This window comes from Rhodococcus sp. AD45-ID, assembly GCF_003023755.1.
GTDB classification, from domain to species: domain Bacteria; phylum Actinomycetota; class Actinomycetes; order Mycobacteriales; family Mycobacteriaceae; genus Rhodococcus_F; species Rhodococcus_F globerula.
Map to the genome: position 1 here is coordinate 1,591,759 of NZ_PYHL01000001.1, position 16,279 is coordinate 1,608,037.

Genomic DNA, 16,279 nt, shown 5'->3' on the forward strand with positions numbered 1-16,279 from the left:
AGGTCACGACTGTTCTCCGTCGAGGGAGGGAAGTCTCGTTGCAAGTGCCAAGTCGTAAGATTGGCGAGCCATCCAGAATCTCAGGAAATTGGTCAGTGAATAGCGCAGGAAGATAGCAGCTCCGTTGATTCCTACGACTATTCCGATCACAGCGACAATGATGGCGTCGCGTTGAACAAGCGGATCAGATGTGTTGTGTGACAGAAGATAAGCCCCCACTCCCAACGCCGGACCCAGCACCATCAGCGCGATTCCGAGTCGCAGCCAGAGACTGGACCGGCCCGCGGACGGGTCGGGAATCTTCAAATCGGCAAGCTCGCGGGAAAAGCGCTCTGCGCGTGTTTCAGTCGTGGTCATGTAGAACTCCCTAGGTAGAGGGTGGCAAGTTCGGTGCGCAGTCCGTCGTCCGGGTGGCCCTGCTTTTCGATCCGACCTCGAACGAGAACTGCAGCATGGTCAGCGAATTCGAGTACGGCGTTCGCGAACTGTTCGACGAGTATCACGGCGACACCTTGCCTCGCTATCTCGGCGACCTCCTCGTAGAGTTGGCCGACGATCAAAGGCGCTAGTCCCATGGACAATTCGTCGAGCAGAAGCACAGCTGGTTCGGTGGCCAAGCCGCGAGAGAGAGCGAGCATCTGCTGCTCGCCACCGGACAGCGTTCCGGCAATTTGTGAAGCTCGTTCCGCGAGGATGGGAAAACGAGTGAATGCGACCTCTTCGATCTCGTCACGAGAGCGACCGGTGAAGGTCATCATCGACAGATTGTCCCGGACGGACAGATTGGGGAATACGCCGCGCCCCTCGGGGATGAGACATACACCCGCGTGCGCCAATTCCCGCGGTGATACTCCGGTCATGTCTCTGTCACAGAACAGGAGCTGTCCTGAGGTGATCGTATGGACACCGGAGATGATGCGCAGCGTGGTGGTCTTGCCTGCACCGTTCGGACCGAGCAAAGCCACTACTTGCCCTGGTTCGACTGCAAGATCGATGCCGTGCAGGACAGCGATATCGTCGTAACCCGCGCGGACGCCGCGTAGTTCGAGAACGGGACTCATGATTCCCCCAGATACGCTGCCAGAACCGCGTCATCGCGCCGGATCATCTCGGGTGGGCCGACCGAGATGATCTTCCCGAGATCGAGCACATACACCTGATCGCACACGCTCATCACCAATTCCATGTCGTGTTCGACCAACAAAACCGCTGTTCCCTGATCCGCCAGTGATCGCAGCAGCACCGAGAACCGTTGTGTCTCTTCGGGGTCCTGCCCGGCAGCCGGTTCGTCGAGAAGAATGACGGACGGGTGCACTGCCATTGCCCTCGCCACCTCGACGAGTCGTCCCATGCCGGTCGACAGCGAGTCGGCGGTGACGGCGGCCACCGCAGCCAATCCCAGTCGATCGATGATGTCGTCGACAACGGCTGTCGCGTTGCGTCGTTGCGGCCCAATTTCGGCGGCAACGAGGAGGTTGTCTCTGACGCTGAGGCGACCGAAGAGCTCGAGGCGTTGGAACGTCCGTGCCAGGCCGTGTTTGGCGCGCCGAGACGGTCCGGCTCGGGTCACGTCGCAGCCACCCAGGAACACACTTCCCGTGGCTGGCTTACGGAGTCCGGATATGACGTCGAACAGGGTGCTCTTTCCGGCACCGTTGGGTCCGATGAGGCCGGTGATGTTGCCTTGTTCGGCGGTCAGTGAAACGTCGGTGAGTGCATGGTGGCCGCCGAATGTGACCGTGATGTCCTTAACTTCGAGCTGCGATGGCACGATCGAGCACCTCCTCGTCTTCCGTAGTCCAGGGGCGCTCCAGGCCCCACCACTCCACCGGAATCTCCCGCTGCGCCGGAGCCTCCCGTTGCCTCGATACACCCCAACTTCGGGCTGCGAGAATTCCGGCCACCGCCCCGATGATCAGCACGTACCCGTTCACGACATCGACGAGTCGCAGAATCCACAGCGCCCCAATCCAACCGAGCAAGGCAGCCATCACGACGGGGTCCCGAAGTGCGGGCTCCCAACGCCGACGCAGACTGGGTACGAGTCCGTCGTCGACAGCGCCGGAACTGTATGCCAAGCCGGCAGCAGCGGGCAGCGTCTGCACGAGGTTGGCGGCCGCCGGCCACAACGCCACAATTGCATTGAGAGGACCGGCAATCATCGTTCCGGTGAAGAGTCCGTTTCCGACCACACCGAGTCCACCGACTACGGCGATCAGGAAAATACCCAGTCCGGCAACAAAACTGAACTGCTCCGCCGAGATCGACATCAGTTGCATTCCGTACAGCGCCCCACCGAGACCGGCAATTCCGGCGGACAGCGCAAAGACCAGCATTTTCGTCAGCAGCAAGCTGCCTCCCAATGTCGCAAACGCTGCCTCGCTGTCGCGCAGTGCAATCAATCGTCGGGCGAGGCGCCCTCGCCGGAGCATTGCCACGCCCAGTGTGACGAGCGCCAGACACACTGCTGAGAACACCGTCAGTTCTGCCGGGGTGTCGATCGCGAATCCGAACAGTCGCGGGCCTACCAATTCCACTGAACCCTGATCAAACAGTGTGATCTCCGTGCCGAACACCTCGAAAGACGGCAACGTGAAGATCCATCGGTCGAAGATGGCCGCGATTGCCGCCGTCCCGAGCGCCAGGTACACCCCTGAGAGTCGCAGCGCGGGCACTGCGATCACCGCACCGACAATGCCCGCGATGACCATCACCGCCAAAAGTGCCCACCATTGCCCATTTCCGCCCAAGCGTGCACAGACGATCGCCCCGACCCCCGCCATCGTGAGCTGTGCGAGCGAGATCTGACCGGCGTAACCGACTAACGGAACGAAGGACAACGCGATGACGCCGAATGCGAATATCTGTCCATAGGTGATCAGATCACCCTCCCCCAGTACGGTGGCCAGAATGAGTCCGAACGCGACGATAACTCCTGCGAAGGCGATTGTGCCGCGAACTGTCGGTAGCGGAACTTGACTGAGGTGACGGTCGCGTCTCCGAAGTCGCCCGTGCGGAAACAGCAACAGCGCGAGCAGCAACAGAATTGCCGGCGCAGCGAGTCGCAGCCCGGGAAGGTAGGGACTCTGCGGTAGGTAACCGGTGAGGTAGCTTTCCATGCACCCAACGACGATCGCGCCGACAAAAGTCATCGGCAAGCTCTTCAACCGTCCGAATATCGCTGCGGCATAAGCACTGACAATCACGAGTGACAGTTGGGTCGCATCGAGGGCGACCATCGGAGCGATGAGAATGCCGCCGATTGCCGCCAATACCGTCCCCAGAATCCAGGCAACCCGGTTGGCGCGAACCGGGTCTGCCCCGGTGAGACCCACCAAGGCACGGTCATCGACAGTCGCTCGCATTTCGGTTCCGGTTCGAGTGCGCAGCATCAGGATTCGCAACCCCGCCGCGACGACGACCGCTACCAGCATGGTGATTGCCTGGTGCCAACTGACCGTCGCAGCACCGATCTGAAAAGAGTCTTGCTCGGCAAAGAACTTGGGAAGCGTGCGTGCCTTGTTCGGACTCCAGATCCATCTCGCGAGCGCAATCAGACCGCTCAGCAAGGCGATCGTCATCACCAGCTTCTCGGCCTCACCAAGGGCTTGGACCGGCCGCACCAACAGTTCGACTAGGAGCCCGAAAGCTGGTGCCAGAACCAGAAGTACGGTCGCTACCGACAGCCACACCGGCCAACCCCAACCGACGCTGAGTTGCCAATAGGAGAAAGCCGCCATCATGCCCGTCGCGCCGTGTGCGAAGTTGAACACGCCGGTGGTCGTGTAGGTAACCACCAATCCGCTGCCGATGATCGCGTAGATCGCCGCAGTGCTCAGCCCGACGATCCCAAAGGAGATGAACTGTTCCATTATTCGAAATCGCCGATGCTTTTACCGACTTCGGCCAGGGTCATCGGCGTCCCGAAGTCAGCCGTCAATTTACGAGCGGGGATATCGCAACGGTAGAGACCGTTGTCGGGATTGAAATCAGCTGCCTCCCATCCGTCAGATGTCGCTCGCTCGACGTTGAAGCACGGCTGCGGCGGGATAGGATTCGCCAAATCGTTAGCGACATGCAAACCTCCCCCGGTCCAGGCAGTTTCGGCGACAGCTGCGTTGTAAAGGCACGAGCGGGTGAGATCGGCACCGCAACTGGCGGCCGACTTCGCGAACAGCAACCACGACGACATGGCGAGCATCGACGGAAGTGTGATCTGCGCGTCCGGGGCGTACTTCTGGTACATAGCCTTGAGCTCCGCCACCGCTGGCTCGTCACTCTCCAATGGCGCTACCCCGCTGAGAGATACGAGATTGTTCTGGAAGTCCGCGGACTTCCCCAACAGTTCGATGAACGAGGCGTTATACGCATTGTTGTTGGCATCGATCCAGTCGAGCTTGTAGTTCATGCTGGTGAGGACCTCTTCGAGCTTGGCCAACTGATTGAAGTCGCCCATGAAGATCAGACCCTTGACGCCCTTGCTCTTGATCGCCTGAGCGTATGGAGTCCAGTCCGAGACACCCATAGCTGGATAGAGCTCGTCGTAGATGAGCGTTGCACCGGTCGCTGCGAGTGTTTCTGCGGTCAAGGCACCAATTGCCTTGGTAACCGCCGAATCACCGTTGATGATCCCGACGGCGGCTTTCGAGTCCGGGTAGGCCTCGTCAGCGATCCAGGTCCGAAAACCGTTGTAATTGTCGTATCCGGGAACCATGGTCGGTGACGCACTCACCTCCAGGTCTGCGCCGGCAGACCGTGACTGGACAGCCTGCGCGGGGAAACTCGGCAACATACATGTCAGCCGGTCCTTGACACCGAGAGCATCCAACGCTGCGCCGCCGCCGACGAGAGCAAAGTCGTCACGACAGGCTTCGATCATTCTCTGACGAACTTCCATCAACTTCGAATCGCGGATGTTGGCCACAATCCGGCGACCGTTGATGCCGCCGGCATCGTTACACCACGACGTGAAAACCTCTGCCGCGTCGGCAAATTCCGTGTTCTTGTTGAAACCCATGTCGGAGAAGACTCCGACAGAAATTTCCTCCGCGGTCACGCCTTGGGCCGGTGCGCCCTTGACATCGCCAGGCTGACACACGCCTCGAAGGTCGCCGAAGTCGCTGGAGGCGGCCGCAGCGCTCGTTCCGCCATCGTCGGCGCCCTCAGCCGGACTCTCGCTCGAACTTCGGCCACTGCATCCGGTGACGGCTGCCGCTACCGCCACCACGGCGAGGAAGGCAGCGAGTGTTCGTTGTGGTTTCACAGGTCTCCTACATTTGGTCAAGGCGGTCAACTGACGGAATCGACAGATCACCGTGCATTCCTTGACATGGCACGTGCGTAAGTGAGAGTTCCGCTGCTGAGAGGGAGGATTGATCCGGTGATGAAGCCGGCTTCCTCGGGAAGGCAAGGAAGCGCAGGAAGCGGCAATATATTCCGGCCGACCGAGCAGCATTGATGCTGCGACGAATTCAGGTGATACGGGTCGACAGTGTTGCCCGTGGGTGTGGACGCTCTTTGGCGGCACACGCCGCGGTTAATCGCGACGTGCCAGGTGGCTTTCTGTCATCGCTGTCGGTACCGGGCCCGCACGGAGTGGAGTGCACAACCCGGTACCGAAACGTAAAGCGGAATGTCACTGCTACTTGAGGTTGCTACCGGCATCGATGGTGAGAGGAAGCCCTGTGACGTAACGGGATTCGTCAGAGGACAGGAACAGCACAGCATTGCTGACGTCCTCGGGCTCCACCCAGCCGATCGGCAGTACATGCATGAACTGCGCGGCGGCCTTCAGATCCTCCGGTCCGGGGCTCTCGAGGTCGGGACGGAACATCTTCATCGTTCCCTCATTCATGAACATCGGTGTATTCACGTTTGTGGGATGAATGGAGTTGACCCGGATGAAGTGCTCTCCCAGTTCGACTGCGAACGTACGCATCAGCCCGACCACACCGTGTTTCGCGGCGATGTACGGACCCATGTGGGCGTATCCCTTCAGACCTCCCATCGAACTGGTCAGAATGATCGACCCGCCGCGACCGCCCTCGATCAAGTGCGGAATACCGGCCTTCACCGACTTCCACACACCGGAGAGATTGATGTCCATCATCTCTTGCCAGTCCAGTTCACTGGTCTGGTCGAGGGTAGGGCCACCGGTTCCGATTCCGGCGTTGGCGACGATGATGTCGAGCCGGCCCAATTGCTCGACGCCGCTGTCCACCGCAGCTTTGAGGGCGTCGAAATCGCGGACGTCGACCTCCGCCGTCACGATGCGACGGTTGAGTCCTTTGATCAGGTCTGCGGTTTCGGCCATATCGGCCGGCTCAGACGGGGCTATCTGGGCGTTCGGTCTGATCGGTCCGCAGATGTCGATGGCAATGATGTCCGCACCTTCTTGTGCCAGTCGCACCGCATGACTGCGTCCCTGACCACGTGCCGCGCCGGTAACGAACGCGACCTTGCCCTCTACTCTGCCTGCCATGAAATTGCCTCTCTCGGTTGGGACATCGAGCAATCGCCCGATGCTGTTGTACGACGAATTACGGCTTTCGGATCGGGTTGAACTCGATGTTGAGTTCCATGAGCCCGCGCAGCAGGAAGGTGGGCTCGTATACGTATCGACGGTTGCCGGCCGGGCCATGTGCGCGTTCGCTGATGGCGATGTCGCTCATCCGGTCGAGCAGACGGTTCAAGGTGACGTAGGCCTCCACTCGAGCGAGCGGTGCACCGGCGCAGGTGTGCAGCCCACGACCGAACGCGATGTGGTCGTGCGAGTTCTTCCGATCGAGCCGAAACTCATTCGGATTATCGAACTTTCGCGGATCACGGTTGGCGGCGGCGAGACCCAGCATGACGACAGTTCCGGCGGGGATGTCGAGATCGCCGATTCTGGTGGACTTGCGGGCGAGGCGGAAGTCCACCTTCGTCGGACTGTCGAAACGAAGTGATTCCTCCATGAATGGGCGGATCAGACTGCGATCCTCACGCAGAGTTTGCTGGAGTTCAGGGCGTTCGGCAAGTACTCGTAACGCCGAACTGAGTAGCTTCGTCACAGTCTCCTGGCCGGCGGCGAACAGGAACGTTGCAGGCCGGACGATTTCCAGGATTTCAGGTGTTGATCCGTCCGGATACTTGGCCGACGCCAGACCGCTGAGAATGTCGTTGCGGGGTTCGCGACGCCTTTCGGTCACGTAACCGCTGAAGCGCTCCTCCAGGTATTCCAGCGGGTTGATGCCGACAGGATCATGGTTGAGCGCTCCAACATGGTTACCGGGTGGCTTCCCGGCGCCCAGCATCCGGCGAAACTCCGCCCGATCTTCTGACGGAACACCAAGTAAGTCCGTAATTGCCAGCGTAGCAAAAGGTTTAGCGTACTCACCCAGAAACTCGCAGTCCCCGTTATCGATGAATTCGTCGAGCTGACAATCAGCCAAGTCCCACAGATACTGTTCGTTCTCCTGCAGGCGCTTTGGGGTAAGGAGCCGTCCCAGTAGCGATCGAGCTCGCGTGTGCTCAGGTGGATCCATCACAACTATGTGCTCGAAGATCGGGAAATGGTGACGGTGCGCTTCGATCTGGGCGGTGATGTCGTCACCCTCGGGTTCGAACGGCAGCGGAGGAAACGGCCCGCCGATCGCATTTACGGCCGACAGCGCGTCGGTGTTCTTGAATCCCTCGATCACCTCTTGATGTCCGGTGACTGCCACCACGCCGTAGTGCGGCTCACGAAAAACCGGATTCCGTCCTCGAAGGTAGTCGAAGTATTCGAAGGGATCTTGTGCGATCTCTCCGTCGGAGAAATAGTCGACTGATGCTAGATCGGTCATCGGATCACTGACCTTTCGGGTGAAGTAGCAGGCAATTCGTCCACGATGCTGATGGCCTGGCGCGGGCAAGCACTGACCGCGGCCAGCGCTTTGGGCCACAACGCTTCCGGAGGATTCTCGTTGCAGCTTGCGACGTCATCGTCGACGAGGTCGAAGATCTCGGGCGCGATCTCGACACACAGCGCGTGCGCCTCGCACATGCCGCGATCGATATGTACGCGCTTTGGGGAACCAGTCATTGGGTGCTCCGCATTGTGAATTCGAACTCGAACAGCGGTGGTCTCGCCGATTGCCGACGGCGCGGACATTTTCCGTGCGGCCACCGTAGGATGTGAGGTAAGTAACTGAGTTACTAAGCGCTACGATAACCTGGTTATCCAGACAAGGCAAGGGAATTCACAAAATGGAGAATGTAGATCTTGCGGGCGGTCCGGAGCTCACACGAGACCCACTTCTCGACACCGTCATCGACTTCCTCGAGGACGAAGGGTACGACGCGGTGCAACTCCGCGAAGTCGCGCGTCGTGCCCGCACGTCGCTGTCGACTATCTACAAACGGTATGCCACTCGAGAAGAATTGATCGCTGCTGCCATCGAACGGTGGATGATGGAGAATCACTCCGGGCTCGTCAATCACACGCGCGGCCCGAATGAGCCCCTGCACCCGGCCATAATGCGGGTGATGGGGTCGATATTCGAACCTTGGGAAAAGCACCCGACGATGCTCTTTGCGTACTTTCAAGTACGGACCGTCGTCGGCGACCGTGATCTCGGCATGGACAGCTTCGACCCCGTCATACGCATCGGCAGATCAGTCATGTCCGACGTAGACCCTGAATTCGTCACAGAACTGCAGTCGATACTTTCGGCCGTCGTCTACGGACTCGTAGGTCGGTGCCGCGAAAACCAGATCGCGATCAGCGACATCATGCCGACAATTGATCGCACCGTCTTCTTGCTGACCACTGGCTATCAGGCCTCGCAGCACAACGAGACAGCTGGGACCGATCGGCCGCCCGCTTCTGTGACTCGCTGAACGCGAGACGGGTCGCGATCGTGGAGTTATCCAAGTGCTGCAAGCGTTTCCGTCGAGGGTGGAGTCGTAAGCATGGCTACGAGCGTGTCGAGGAGTTGACTGACATATACGGCATATGACGCAACGGGGGCGCCGAGCAAACGTTGACGGTGGCGGTCGGCACTTGTGTGCAAGCACATTCCGGAGGCTTGGTGAATTCTGATCTCGCGCAACGCTTGTGGAATGTGTCCAAGGAGAGCGCCAACTCGCTCGTAGTAGACACGTTCAGAGTCTCGAGACCCCTCAGGTAGGTCGTCAAGAGGATGCACCACCCGAATGAGTTGCTCGAGAAACGGCAAGTAGTAGCAGTCTTCGTCCTCAGCGAGTTCCATCAAAGGCAACTGATGCGCTTCGAGGACACTTCTCAGGTCCGTTGCAGAAGAGCGCGCGCCGAGAATTGCTCGCCTCCGTGTCAGTTCTTCGACCCGGTACGCCAGGATGGCTTGTATCAAGCCCTCTTTGCCTCCGAAGTGGTATTGCACCGCGGACTTGTTGGCCATACCTGCCGCAGTTCCGATGTGCCTCAGCGGCACACCATCGAAGCCATGCAGAGCATAGAGTCGCTCAGCAGTGAGAATCAGCTGCTGTTTGGCCGACAGGTTTACGGCTGCAGGGGCGTATTTTGGCACACCTAATGTAACCATCATCGAAGCCTAAGTCCAAAGACTTAGGCTTCGACGCCTCGCCTGAAGGCGGGATGCGGCACGTGGCGTCCCCACACCCGACAAGCGCGGCACAGAAGGACGAAACCACCGAGCATGTGGAGAGGTACTCGAAGGGAAACTACGGCGATTCTCGATCACGACATTCCGATACGAATGTTCTTCACTTGCTGAAACTCGTGGAGGCCCTCGAGTCCCCCTGCTCTACCTGTACCACTCTGTTTATAACCGCCGTAAGGACTTTGGGGTGAGATATCGCTGTTGCGATTGACCCAGACCGAGCCTGCTTCGAGCTGACGCGCAACTCGATGTGCGCGTGTGAGGTCGTTGGTTTGAATGTAGGCGTTGAGTCCGAAAACGGTGTCGTTCGCGATGCCCACGGCCTGTGCTTCGTCGGTGAATCGCATTATCGAGACGACTGGGCCGAATGTTTCGATCCGGGCCAACGGTGAGTGATTGTCGACGTCGGTGAAGACGGTGGGTTCTATGAAGAAGCCGTCTGCCAGGTCTCCACCGAGTCGTTTGCCACCGGCGATGAGTTCACCCATCTCCTCGGTTGATGCCCGATCAATGGTCTCGAGGATGCGATCCGCCGCCACCTGACTTACCACTGGCCCGACTACGACGCTTGGATCGAAAGGTTCTCCGATTTTCACCGACTGCACCACAGCGAGAAATTTCTCGATGAACGCGTCGTAGACGGAGTCCTGCACAAGGATTCGACTACCACACGCACAGCTCTGACCGGCCTGTCCAAGTGGACCTTGAAACGCCGACAGTTTTGCCGCCGCATCCAGATCGGCGTCAGCGAAGACGATGTTGGCGGATTTGCCACCCAGTTCGGTGGCCACCGGGGTGAGATTGGCAGCAGCTTCGGCGATGATCTTTTTTGCGGTGTCGCCTCCGCCTGTGAAGTGGATCTTGCTGATCCCGCGATGGCGGACGAGCGCGGCACCGCCTTCGGGTCCGGATGGCAGCACATTGACCAGTCCGGGTGGTAGACCTACCTCGAGACAGAGTTCGCCGAATCGCAGTGATGTGAATGGGGAGAGTTCGGAAGGTTTGAGTACGACTGCGTTTCCGGCGGCGAGGGCAGGAGCAACGTTGAGTCCGACGACCACCATCGGCCCATTCCAGGGTGCGATGATGCCGACTACTCCGTAGGGCTCGCGTTCGATCAGGTTGACGTCGAACTTGTTGGACACGGGGGTACTCGATCCGTGGGCCTTGTCGACGTATCCGGCGTAGTACCGGATGAACTTTTCAGCCAATCCGATGTGCCCGGCACTCATCATTATCGGAACACCGAAGTCATGCACGTTGAGCCGCGCGAGACGATCGACGTCAGCTTTCACCGCGTCGGCGAGGTCGAACAAAAGATCGCGACGACGCTCAGGCGTGTACGCGATCCACTCACGATGAGCCTCCCACGCAGACTTCACTGCACGGTCGATTTCGACTTCGCCGGCGATCTCGATCGTTGCGTTCCGTCGGCCGCTTGCCGGATACACGTGCTCGTACGATCCACCCGAGGAGCCCGAAACCCAGTCACTGCCGATGAGAAGTCCGCTGGGAAGTTCATCGAAAACGGTTGCAGCACCATATGTTGCAGTCATAGAACTTCCTTGTCTCGAATGACTGTCAGCGAATCATGAATCCGGCGTCGAGTGGCCATTGGATGCCGGTGATGAATTTGGCTTCATCGGAAACGAGATATGCGACAGCATTGGCGACGTCTCCACACTCGAGCATTTGCAGCGGTAAAGCGTTTTGCATCCCGGAGATCGAGTTCGAGCCGCCGGCAGCGGCATGCGCCATGAGGGCGTCCATCGCGGCATTCTGGGTCATCCCGCTGGCTACTCCGGTGGGATGGATGGTGTTGACCCGAATCCATTCCGGGGCGAGATGTGCTGCCAAACCCTGCATCAGAGCCACAACGCCACGTTTGGCAGACGCGTACGCATTGCCGCTGGCTGACAACGACGAGGAAGCTTTGAGACCGGCAGTCGAACTGGTGATGACGATCGACCCGCCGCGCGCAGCCTCGCGCATGGCAGGCAGCGCCGCTCGCACCGTGTGATAAACCCCGGTCAGATTGGTGTCGATGACATCGTTCCAGTCCGCCAGAAAATCCTCCGATTCTGCCCCCATCCGGATGATGCCTGCATTGGCAATAACGATGTCGACGCGACCGAACTGCTCGTACCCCTCCTCGAAGGCGGCAGTGAGTTGTCGATAGTTCCGCACGTCAGCTTTCAGGCCGACCATGCGCCGAGATTCCTTCTCCACCAACCGCACTGTCTCTTCGAGGTCAGCTTCGCTGGCATTCGGATAGGTCATCGAGTCCACGTTCTCGCAGATATCAACGCCAATGATGTCGACGCCTTCACGGGCGAGCCGTATCGCATGCGCTCGGCCCTGTCCCCGCCCGGCTCCGGTGATAAAAGCGACGCGGCCTTCTAATCCTGACATGTTCGAAGTTCTCCTTTAGACATCAACTTTTCGAATGTAATTTCTGGCGACGTACTAGGCGCTCTCATGTCGGACGCCGCCAACGGCAGTCCGGGCCAGGCTCAGTCGATCCCATGCTTCGTCGGCAGTCGTCTGTAGGGCTTCACCTTTGGCAAATCCCGAGTATGCGGATAGCTGGAGAACTATTTCATCCATCTCCGACTTGGTGATATCGCCCGATTCCAAGGCCGAGCCGACATGTGATTGCAGCGGCGTCACTGCATCGTTCACCGCCACGGATGCAACAGTGATGAACCGTCGATCCCGCCTCGTCAAACCCGGGCGCTGCCAGACGTGTCCAAAGACGAAGTTCAAGATCCCGGCGTGAATATAGGGAGTATCGGGCGATGGAGCGTCGATCAGATTGACGTCCATGAATTCTTTTACACCACGTTCGATCCGATCGTCCCAATCATTAAGCCCGAGAGTGTCATTGCTCGCAGGTTCAATTGGGGAACGCTCGAGACCTCGGTCCTTCTCTATACGGGCCCACTGGCGGCGAACGACGCCTTCGAGATGCGAAGCTTTGGGCCAACCGTTATACACAGCGAAATGCAAGACAAACTCGAGCATCTCGTCGACGGTCATGTCACCGCTGTTCAGCGCGCCATAGACCTGCTCGTCTATGGCACGAGGCGCAACAGCAGCCCCAACGCAGGTCAGTGTGACCCAACGTCTGTTGCGCCGGCTCAATCCAGGGCGGGACCAGATCTCGCCGAACACGAAGTCTTGGTTTGCCTCATCGAACGCCGAACCGATCTCGGCGGGCCGAGTCGTCATCACCGCGTATACAGCTTCCTTACCTAGATTTTCCATCCCTGTACTCACCTTTCAGTCGTTGGACTGAACTCTAAGTCGTGGGACTTGTTTATGTCCAGCATGGATTTTCTCGCGCCATGCCCGAACTGCCGAACTGAATTCGGCCGCTCACTCGGAGGCCGCCTTTTCATCACAGTCTCCGCGCACCTCACCCCGAGTCCGTGGCACGCAACTCAGGGCGATTGGGTTCGTCACGTCGGTTGCAGCGACTACTACGGGTCGTTCCGCACTACGACGTTGGCCTTCGGAAAGGGATCGCGCGCGAAGTACATTGCCCCGCTTCTTGTTTCCATCGACTTTTGCACGTCGACGACCGAGATACCCACCTTCTCAGATGCTCTCGCGCGAAAGCCTGTGGACGGAATATGCGGCGATAGAGTTACATCGAGGCATGGTGCGTTTCCAGTTCGAGCTGGTACCGGTGGACGAGGTCGAACCGTGGGGAGAGAACCGGAACCTGCACTGGTTCGGGCTCACCGAGGGTTGGTATTGCCTCGATGTGGGTGGAGTCGATTTGTTGCGCAATAGCGAGCAGACAACGGCCAGGCGCTCCCCCACGGACGGGCGAACCGTCCCCCGTGCGCGGAATATTACGTGGTCCGCCTCCGGGAAGACATGCTGCAAGCGTTGCCCTACATCCTCGAACCAGTACCGAATGACCTGGTGGATTTCGTGACTGCCGGGTGGTCAATCGATTTCGATGACATCGACGACGCAGAGCTCCTGGACAATACGCAGATCGACGCGGCCATCGATGCATACAGTGATCGGAGCGTCGACACGGGTTATCTGCGTTTCGGGCCCGAACTACAGTGGTGGCGCACACTCGAACCGGTAGACACCGTCAACGTGGACTGGCGGTTCCCTGTCGACCCCGACGGCGATGTCGCGTTCACCGCGCCGCTATCGGGCCGGGCATCGGGCAGCACCAACGAATTTGTCTCCGCAATAACGGATTTCGACTACCTCCTCCTCGAAGCCATGCAAGTGAGGGTGGACACGATCGCCGCGACCGACGTTCTCTCGGGGTTCGACCTCGACATCCCCGGTCTGATCCGGGAGCAGGCCGAGCGTCGGACCTGGCTCTCGCAAGCGATGGCGCACCAAGTGAACACCGACTGGGATGCGGTACGGGCAGGCGCGTCGTTCCTGACTCGGCATTCGAGGTGAGTTCCGGCTCGCGCCATTCACGTCGCTGAACGAACCGATGTTGCAAGAATTCTCAGGCCACACCTGGAACGGGCACGACGTCACCGGGGGTTGCCAACACCCCTCACTAAGTTCTATGGTTCATTACATGAGTAATGAACCAGTGAGCCCCGGGCGTGGATCATCGTGATCGACGACGGGCGACCACTGTTCCAGCAGATCGCCGAGCAGATCGAAGGCTCGATCATCGACGGCTCACTGCCCGAAGACGGGCAGGTGCCCTCGACCAATGAACTTGCGGCGTTCCACCGGATCAACCCTGCGACGGCAGCCAAGGGCCTCAATCAGCTCGTATCCGAGGGGATCCTCTACAAGAAACGAGGAATCGGAATGTTCGTCACTCTCGGTGCGCGCGACGCACTCAGGTTCAGACGCCGAGAAGCATTCTCACGTCAGTACATCGAGCCGCTCGTAGCGGAGGCCGAACGACTCCAGATCCCCCTCGACGAACTCAAATCCATGCTGGACGACAGGAAGGTGGCCCGATGAACGCGAGCATGACAACGACCGAGTCCGACATCAGGCGTTTCACCGACTTCGAACTCGCCGCCTCGATGCGCGCAGTGAACAGAAGATACGGGGATGTCGACGCGCTCTCCGACATCTCCTTCGAGATCGAGCACAACAAGATCTATGGCCTGCTTGGCCGTAACGGCGCGGGCAAGACGACGATCATGCAGATCCTGACCGGGCAGGACCTGCACACCAGCGGCGAGGTCGTGGTATTCGGCGCCGCCCCGTTCGAAAATTCTGACGTGCTGGCGAACGTGTGCTTCGTCAAGGAAAGTCAGACGTACCCCGAAGACCTCCGGGTCAAGCACGTACTCACCGCCGCGAGCCATCTGTTGCCGAAGTGGGACCACACGTTCGCCGAGGCACTGCTCGACGACTTCCAACTTCCTCTGGGCCGCAAGGTAAAGAAGCTTTCGCGCGGTATGCGGTCGGCACTGGGGGTAATAATCGGGCTCGCATCACGAGCGCCGCTGACGCTCTTCGACGAGCCGTACCTCGGTCTCGATGCCGTTGCACGCCAACTGTTTTACGACCGACTTCTTGCCGACTACGCCGAACATCCACGTACCGTAGTGCTTTCGACTCACCTGATCGACGAGGTAGCTAATCTGCTCGAGCACGTGATCGTCGTCGACCACGGCCGAATCGTGCTCGACGAGGACGCGGACACACTGCGCAGCCGCGCAGTAGTGGCAACCGGTCCCCTCGCAGCTGTAGATGCATTTGCCGCGTCCGGCACGGTTCTGCACCGCGAGACGCTCGGCACCCACGCCCGCATCACGGTTCAGGCCGGCGTGACAGATACCGAGCGGAACCGTTTACGGGAGGCGGGGGTCGAACTGGAGCCGGCATCTTTGCAGGAACTTGTCATCGCGACCACCACACAGCGCAGGGAGACCACGGTATGAGCATCACAACGACCGCGCCACGGACGATCCCGAAGGCGCCTACCCGGTCCCGGATCGGTTCGGTCCTCCAATTGCACACGGTCGCATGGCCGCTGCTGATCGCCTGGCCGGTCGGCATTCTGCTGGTCTCGTTCCTGATCAGCTTCACCATCTACGCGATCGTCAGGAACGAGCAGGACGAGGGCTTCACCGGCAGCGTGTTCTCCGTCTACGGTTTCGTGCTCGCTTTCTACCTCCAGTCGATGGCCCAGACATTCCCGTTCGCACTCGGACTGAGCGTGACTCGCCGCGAGTTCTTCACCGCCACAACGGTGATGGCGCTGGCACAGTCCGCGGTCTTCGCAATCGCGCTGCAGCTGCTGTCAGTGGTGGAGTCCGCTACCAACGGCTGGGGTGTGCACATGCGTATGTTCGGCATCGCACGCTATTTCACCGACAGCACGGCCGTGCAGCTGTTGGCGCTGTTCGCAACGCTGCTGCTGACCAGTTCGATCGCGATGCTGACGGGTGCGATCTACCAGCGGTGGCGGATCACCGGTCTGCTTGCCTCCCTCACCGGACTCTTCGGCGCGCTCGGCCTGTCCGCGATCGTAATCACGTGGGCCCGCTGGTGGCCGGCGATCGGTTCGTGGTTTGTCGATGTCCCACGGGTGGTGCCGATGGCGCTGCTCCCTCTCGTCCTGACCATCGCGTGCATCGCCGGCGCCTGGGCGACACTGCGGCGCGCAACGCCGTGACGGCCACGATCAATTAGAG

Annotated in this window: 17 protein-coding genes and 1 pseudogene; 6 read left to right on the forward strand and 12 right to left on the reverse strand. The window is 59.6% G+C overall.

The window, feature by feature from the left end; all coding sequences use genetic code 11:
• Positions 1 to 3 precede the first annotated feature (3 nt).
• From C7T36_RS07185 to C7T36_RS07220, 8 genes are all read right to left on the reverse strand, one after another.
• Positions 4 to 357 carry a hypothetical protein gene (locus C7T36_RS07185; protein WP_033231576.1) on the reverse strand — a complete coding sequence of 118 codons (354 nt, stop codon included), beginning with the start codon at positions 355 to 357 and terminating at the stop codon, positions 4 to 6.
• The gene (locus tag C7T36_RS07190) at positions 354 to 1,061 is read right to left on the reverse strand and encodes an ABC transporter ATP-binding protein (RefSeq protein ID WP_045064382.1); all 708 of its coding nucleotides are present in this window, start codon (positions 1,059 to 1,061) and stop codon (positions 354 to 356) included. Before C7T36_RS07190 ends, C7T36_RS07185 begins: the two co-directional genes overlap by 4 nt.
• On the reverse strand, positions 1,058 to 1,771 hold the full coding sequence (locus C7T36_RS07195) for an ABC transporter ATP-binding protein (protein ID WP_033231578.1): 714 nt from the start codon (positions 1,769 to 1,771) through the stop codon (positions 1,058 to 1,060). Before C7T36_RS07195 ends, C7T36_RS07190 begins: the two co-directional genes overlap by 4 nt.
• A complete protein-coding gene (locus tag C7T36_RS07200; protein WP_045064384.1) occupies positions 1,749 to 3,872 on the reverse strand; it encodes an ABC transporter permease in 2,124 nt (707 codons plus the stop codon). The genes C7T36_RS07195 and C7T36_RS07200 overlap by 23 nt, the downstream gene beginning before the upstream one ends.
• Positions 3,872 to 5,263, reverse strand: a complete 1,392-nt coding sequence (locus C7T36_RS07205; protein WP_033231580.1) for an ABC transporter substrate-binding protein — start codon at positions 5,261 to 5,263, stop codon at positions 3,872 to 3,874. Before C7T36_RS07205 ends, C7T36_RS07200 begins: the two co-directional genes overlap by 1 nt.
• Before the next feature lie 378 nt (positions 5,264 to 5,641).
• Positions 5,642 to 6,481, reverse strand: coding sequence for a mycofactocin-coupled SDR family oxidoreductase (locus C7T36_RS07210; RefSeq protein WP_033231581.1), 840 nt, complete (start codon positions 6,479 to 6,481; stop codon positions 5,642 to 5,644).
• Between the two features lie 58 nt (positions 6,482 to 6,539).
• The gene (locus tag C7T36_RS07215; RefSeq protein ID WP_045064386.1) at positions 6,540 to 7,826 is read right to left on the reverse strand and encodes a cytochrome P450; all 1,287 of its coding nucleotides are present in this window, start codon (positions 7,824 to 7,826) and stop codon (positions 6,540 to 6,542) included.
• Positions 7,823 to 8,065 carry a ferredoxin gene (locus tag C7T36_RS07220; RefSeq protein ID WP_033231796.1) on the reverse strand — a complete coding sequence of 81 codons (243 nt, stop codon included), beginning with the start codon at positions 8,063 to 8,065 and terminating at the stop codon, positions 7,823 to 7,825. The genes C7T36_RS07215 and C7T36_RS07220 overlap by 4 nt, the downstream gene beginning before the upstream one ends.
• Before the next feature lie 164 nt (positions 8,066 to 8,229).
• Here C7T36_RS07220 and C7T36_RS07225 point away from each other — a divergent pair, with 164 nt between their 5' ends.
• On the forward strand, positions 8,230 to 8,862 hold the full coding sequence (locus C7T36_RS07225) for a TetR family transcriptional regulator (protein WP_045064387.1): 633 nt from the start codon (positions 8,230 to 8,232) through the stop codon (positions 8,860 to 8,862).
• A gap of 26 nt (positions 8,863 to 8,888) precedes the next feature.
• Here the strand turns inward: C7T36_RS07225 and C7T36_RS07230 are convergent, their stop codons facing one another.
• The 4 genes from C7T36_RS07230 to C7T36_RS07245 form a co-directional block, all read right to left on the reverse strand.
• A complete protein-coding gene (locus tag C7T36_RS07230) occupies positions 8,889 to 9,548 on the reverse strand; it encodes a TetR/AcrR family transcriptional regulator (RefSeq protein WP_255285210.1) in 660 nt (219 codons plus the stop codon).
• Positions 9,549 to 9,700: 152 nt separating this feature from the next.
• Positions 9,701 to 11,179 (reverse strand): aldehyde dehydrogenase, encoded by a 1,479-nt coding sequence (locus C7T36_RS07235; protein WP_033231583.1) that lies wholly within the window; start codon positions 11,177 to 11,179, stop codon positions 9,701 to 9,703.
• Between the two features lie 25 nt (positions 11,180 to 11,204).
• Complete coding sequence (locus tag C7T36_RS07240) at positions 11,205 to 12,035, reverse strand: mycofactocin-coupled SDR family oxidoreductase (protein WP_033231584.1); 831 nt, start codon at positions 12,033 to 12,035, stop codon at positions 11,205 to 11,207.
• Positions 12,036 to 12,089: 54 nt separating this feature from the next.
• Positions 12,090 to 12,890, reverse strand: a complete 801-nt coding sequence (locus C7T36_RS07245) for a carboxymuconolactone decarboxylase family protein (RefSeq protein ID WP_045064388.1) — start codon at positions 12,888 to 12,890, stop codon at positions 12,090 to 12,092.
• Positions 12,891 to 13,284: 394 nt separating this feature from the next.
• Here C7T36_RS07245 and C7T36_RS30760 point away from each other — a divergent pair, with 394 nt between their 5' ends.
• The 5 genes and pseudogenes from C7T36_RS30760 to C7T36_RS07265 all read left to right on the forward strand — a co-directional run bounded on the left by C7T36_RS30760 (position 13,285) and on the right by C7T36_RS07265 (position 16,260).
• Positions 13,285 to 13,569 carry a DUF5984 family protein gene (locus C7T36_RS30760; RefSeq protein WP_219908477.1) on the forward strand — a complete coding sequence of 95 codons (285 nt, stop codon included), beginning with the start codon at positions 13,285 to 13,287 and terminating at the stop codon, positions 13,567 to 13,569.
• Positions 13,464 to 14,063 (forward strand): annotated as a pseudogene (locus tag C7T36_RS07250) (DUF5984 family protein); the annotation flags it as partial. The gene C7T36_RS30760 and the pseudogene C7T36_RS07250, both read left to right, overlap by 106 nt.
• Before the next feature lie 165 nt (positions 14,064 to 14,228).
• Positions 14,229 to 14,591 carry a GntR family transcriptional regulator gene (locus tag C7T36_RS07255; protein WP_033231586.1) on the forward strand — a complete coding sequence of 121 codons (363 nt, stop codon included), beginning with the start codon at positions 14,229 to 14,231 and terminating at the stop codon, positions 14,589 to 14,591.
• Positions 14,588 to 15,523 carry an ABC transporter ATP-binding protein gene (locus C7T36_RS07260; protein ID WP_045064389.1) on the forward strand — a complete coding sequence of 312 codons (936 nt, stop codon included), beginning with the start codon at positions 14,588 to 14,590 and terminating at the stop codon, positions 15,521 to 15,523. Before C7T36_RS07255 ends, C7T36_RS07260 begins: the two co-directional genes overlap by 4 nt.
• Positions 15,520 to 16,260, forward strand: a complete 741-nt coding sequence (locus C7T36_RS07265; RefSeq protein ID WP_045064391.1) for a hypothetical protein — start codon at positions 15,520 to 15,522, stop codon at positions 16,258 to 16,260. The genes C7T36_RS07260 and C7T36_RS07265 overlap by 4 nt, the downstream gene beginning before the upstream one ends.
• Positions 16,261 to 16,279: the final 19 nt, after the last annotated feature.

Excerpts from the sequence above, each read along its gene's own strand:
- C7T36_RS07220 (WP_033231796.1), bottom strand. The coding sequence starts at position 8,065 with ATGACTGGTTCCCCAAAGCGCGTACATATCGATCGCGGCATGTGCGAG.
- C7T36_RS07210 (WP_033231581.1), bottom strand. The coding sequence starts at position 6,481 with ATGGCAGGCAGAGTAGAGGGCAAGGTCGCGTTCGTTACCGGCGCGGCA.
- C7T36_RS07200 (WP_045064384.1), bottom strand. The coding sequence starts at position 3,872 with ATGGAACAGTTCATCTCCTTTGGGATCGTCGGGCTGAGCACTGCGGCG.
- C7T36_RS07215 (WP_045064386.1), bottom strand. The coding sequence starts at position 7,826 with ATGACCGATCTAGCATCAGTCGACTATTTCTCCGACGGAGAGATCGCA.
- C7T36_RS07240 (WP_033231584.1), bottom strand. The coding sequence starts at position 12,035 with ATGTCAGGATTAGAAGGCCGCGTCGCTTTTATCACCGGAGCCGGGCGG.
- C7T36_RS07230 (WP_255285210.1), bottom strand. The coding sequence starts at position 9,548 with ATGATGGTTACATTAGGTGTGCCAAAATACGCCCCTGCAGCCGTAAAC.
- C7T36_RS07235 (WP_033231583.1), bottom strand. The coding sequence starts at position 11,179 with ATGACTGCAACATATGGTGCTGCAACCGTTTTCGATGAACTTCCCAGC.
- C7T36_RS07190 (WP_045064382.1), bottom strand. The coding sequence starts at position 1,061 with ATGAGTCCCGTTCTCGAACTACGCGGCGTCCGCGCGGGTTACGACGAT.
- C7T36_RS07260 (WP_045064389.1), top strand. The coding sequence starts at position 14,588 with ATGAACGCGAGCATGACAACGACCGAGTCCGACATCAGGCGTTTCACC.
- C7T36_RS07265 (WP_045064391.1), top strand. The coding sequence starts at position 15,520 with ATGAGCATCACAACGACCGCGCCACGGACGATCCCGAAGGCGCCTACC.
- C7T36_RS30760 (WP_219908477.1), top strand. The coding sequence starts at position 13,285 with ATGGTGCGTTTCCAGTTCGAGCTGGTACCGGTGGACGAGGTCGAACCG.
- C7T36_RS07225 (WP_045064387.1), top strand. The coding sequence starts at position 8,230 with ATGGAGAATGTAGATCTTGCGGGCGGTCCGGAGCTCACACGAGACCCA.
- C7T36_RS07245 (WP_045064388.1), bottom strand. The coding sequence starts at position 12,890 with ATGGAAAATCTAGGTAAGGAAGCTGTATACGCGGTGATGACGACTCGG.
- C7T36_RS07185 (WP_033231576.1), bottom strand. The coding sequence starts at position 357 with ATGACCACGACTGAAACACGCGCAGAGCGCTTTTCCCGCGAGCTTGCC.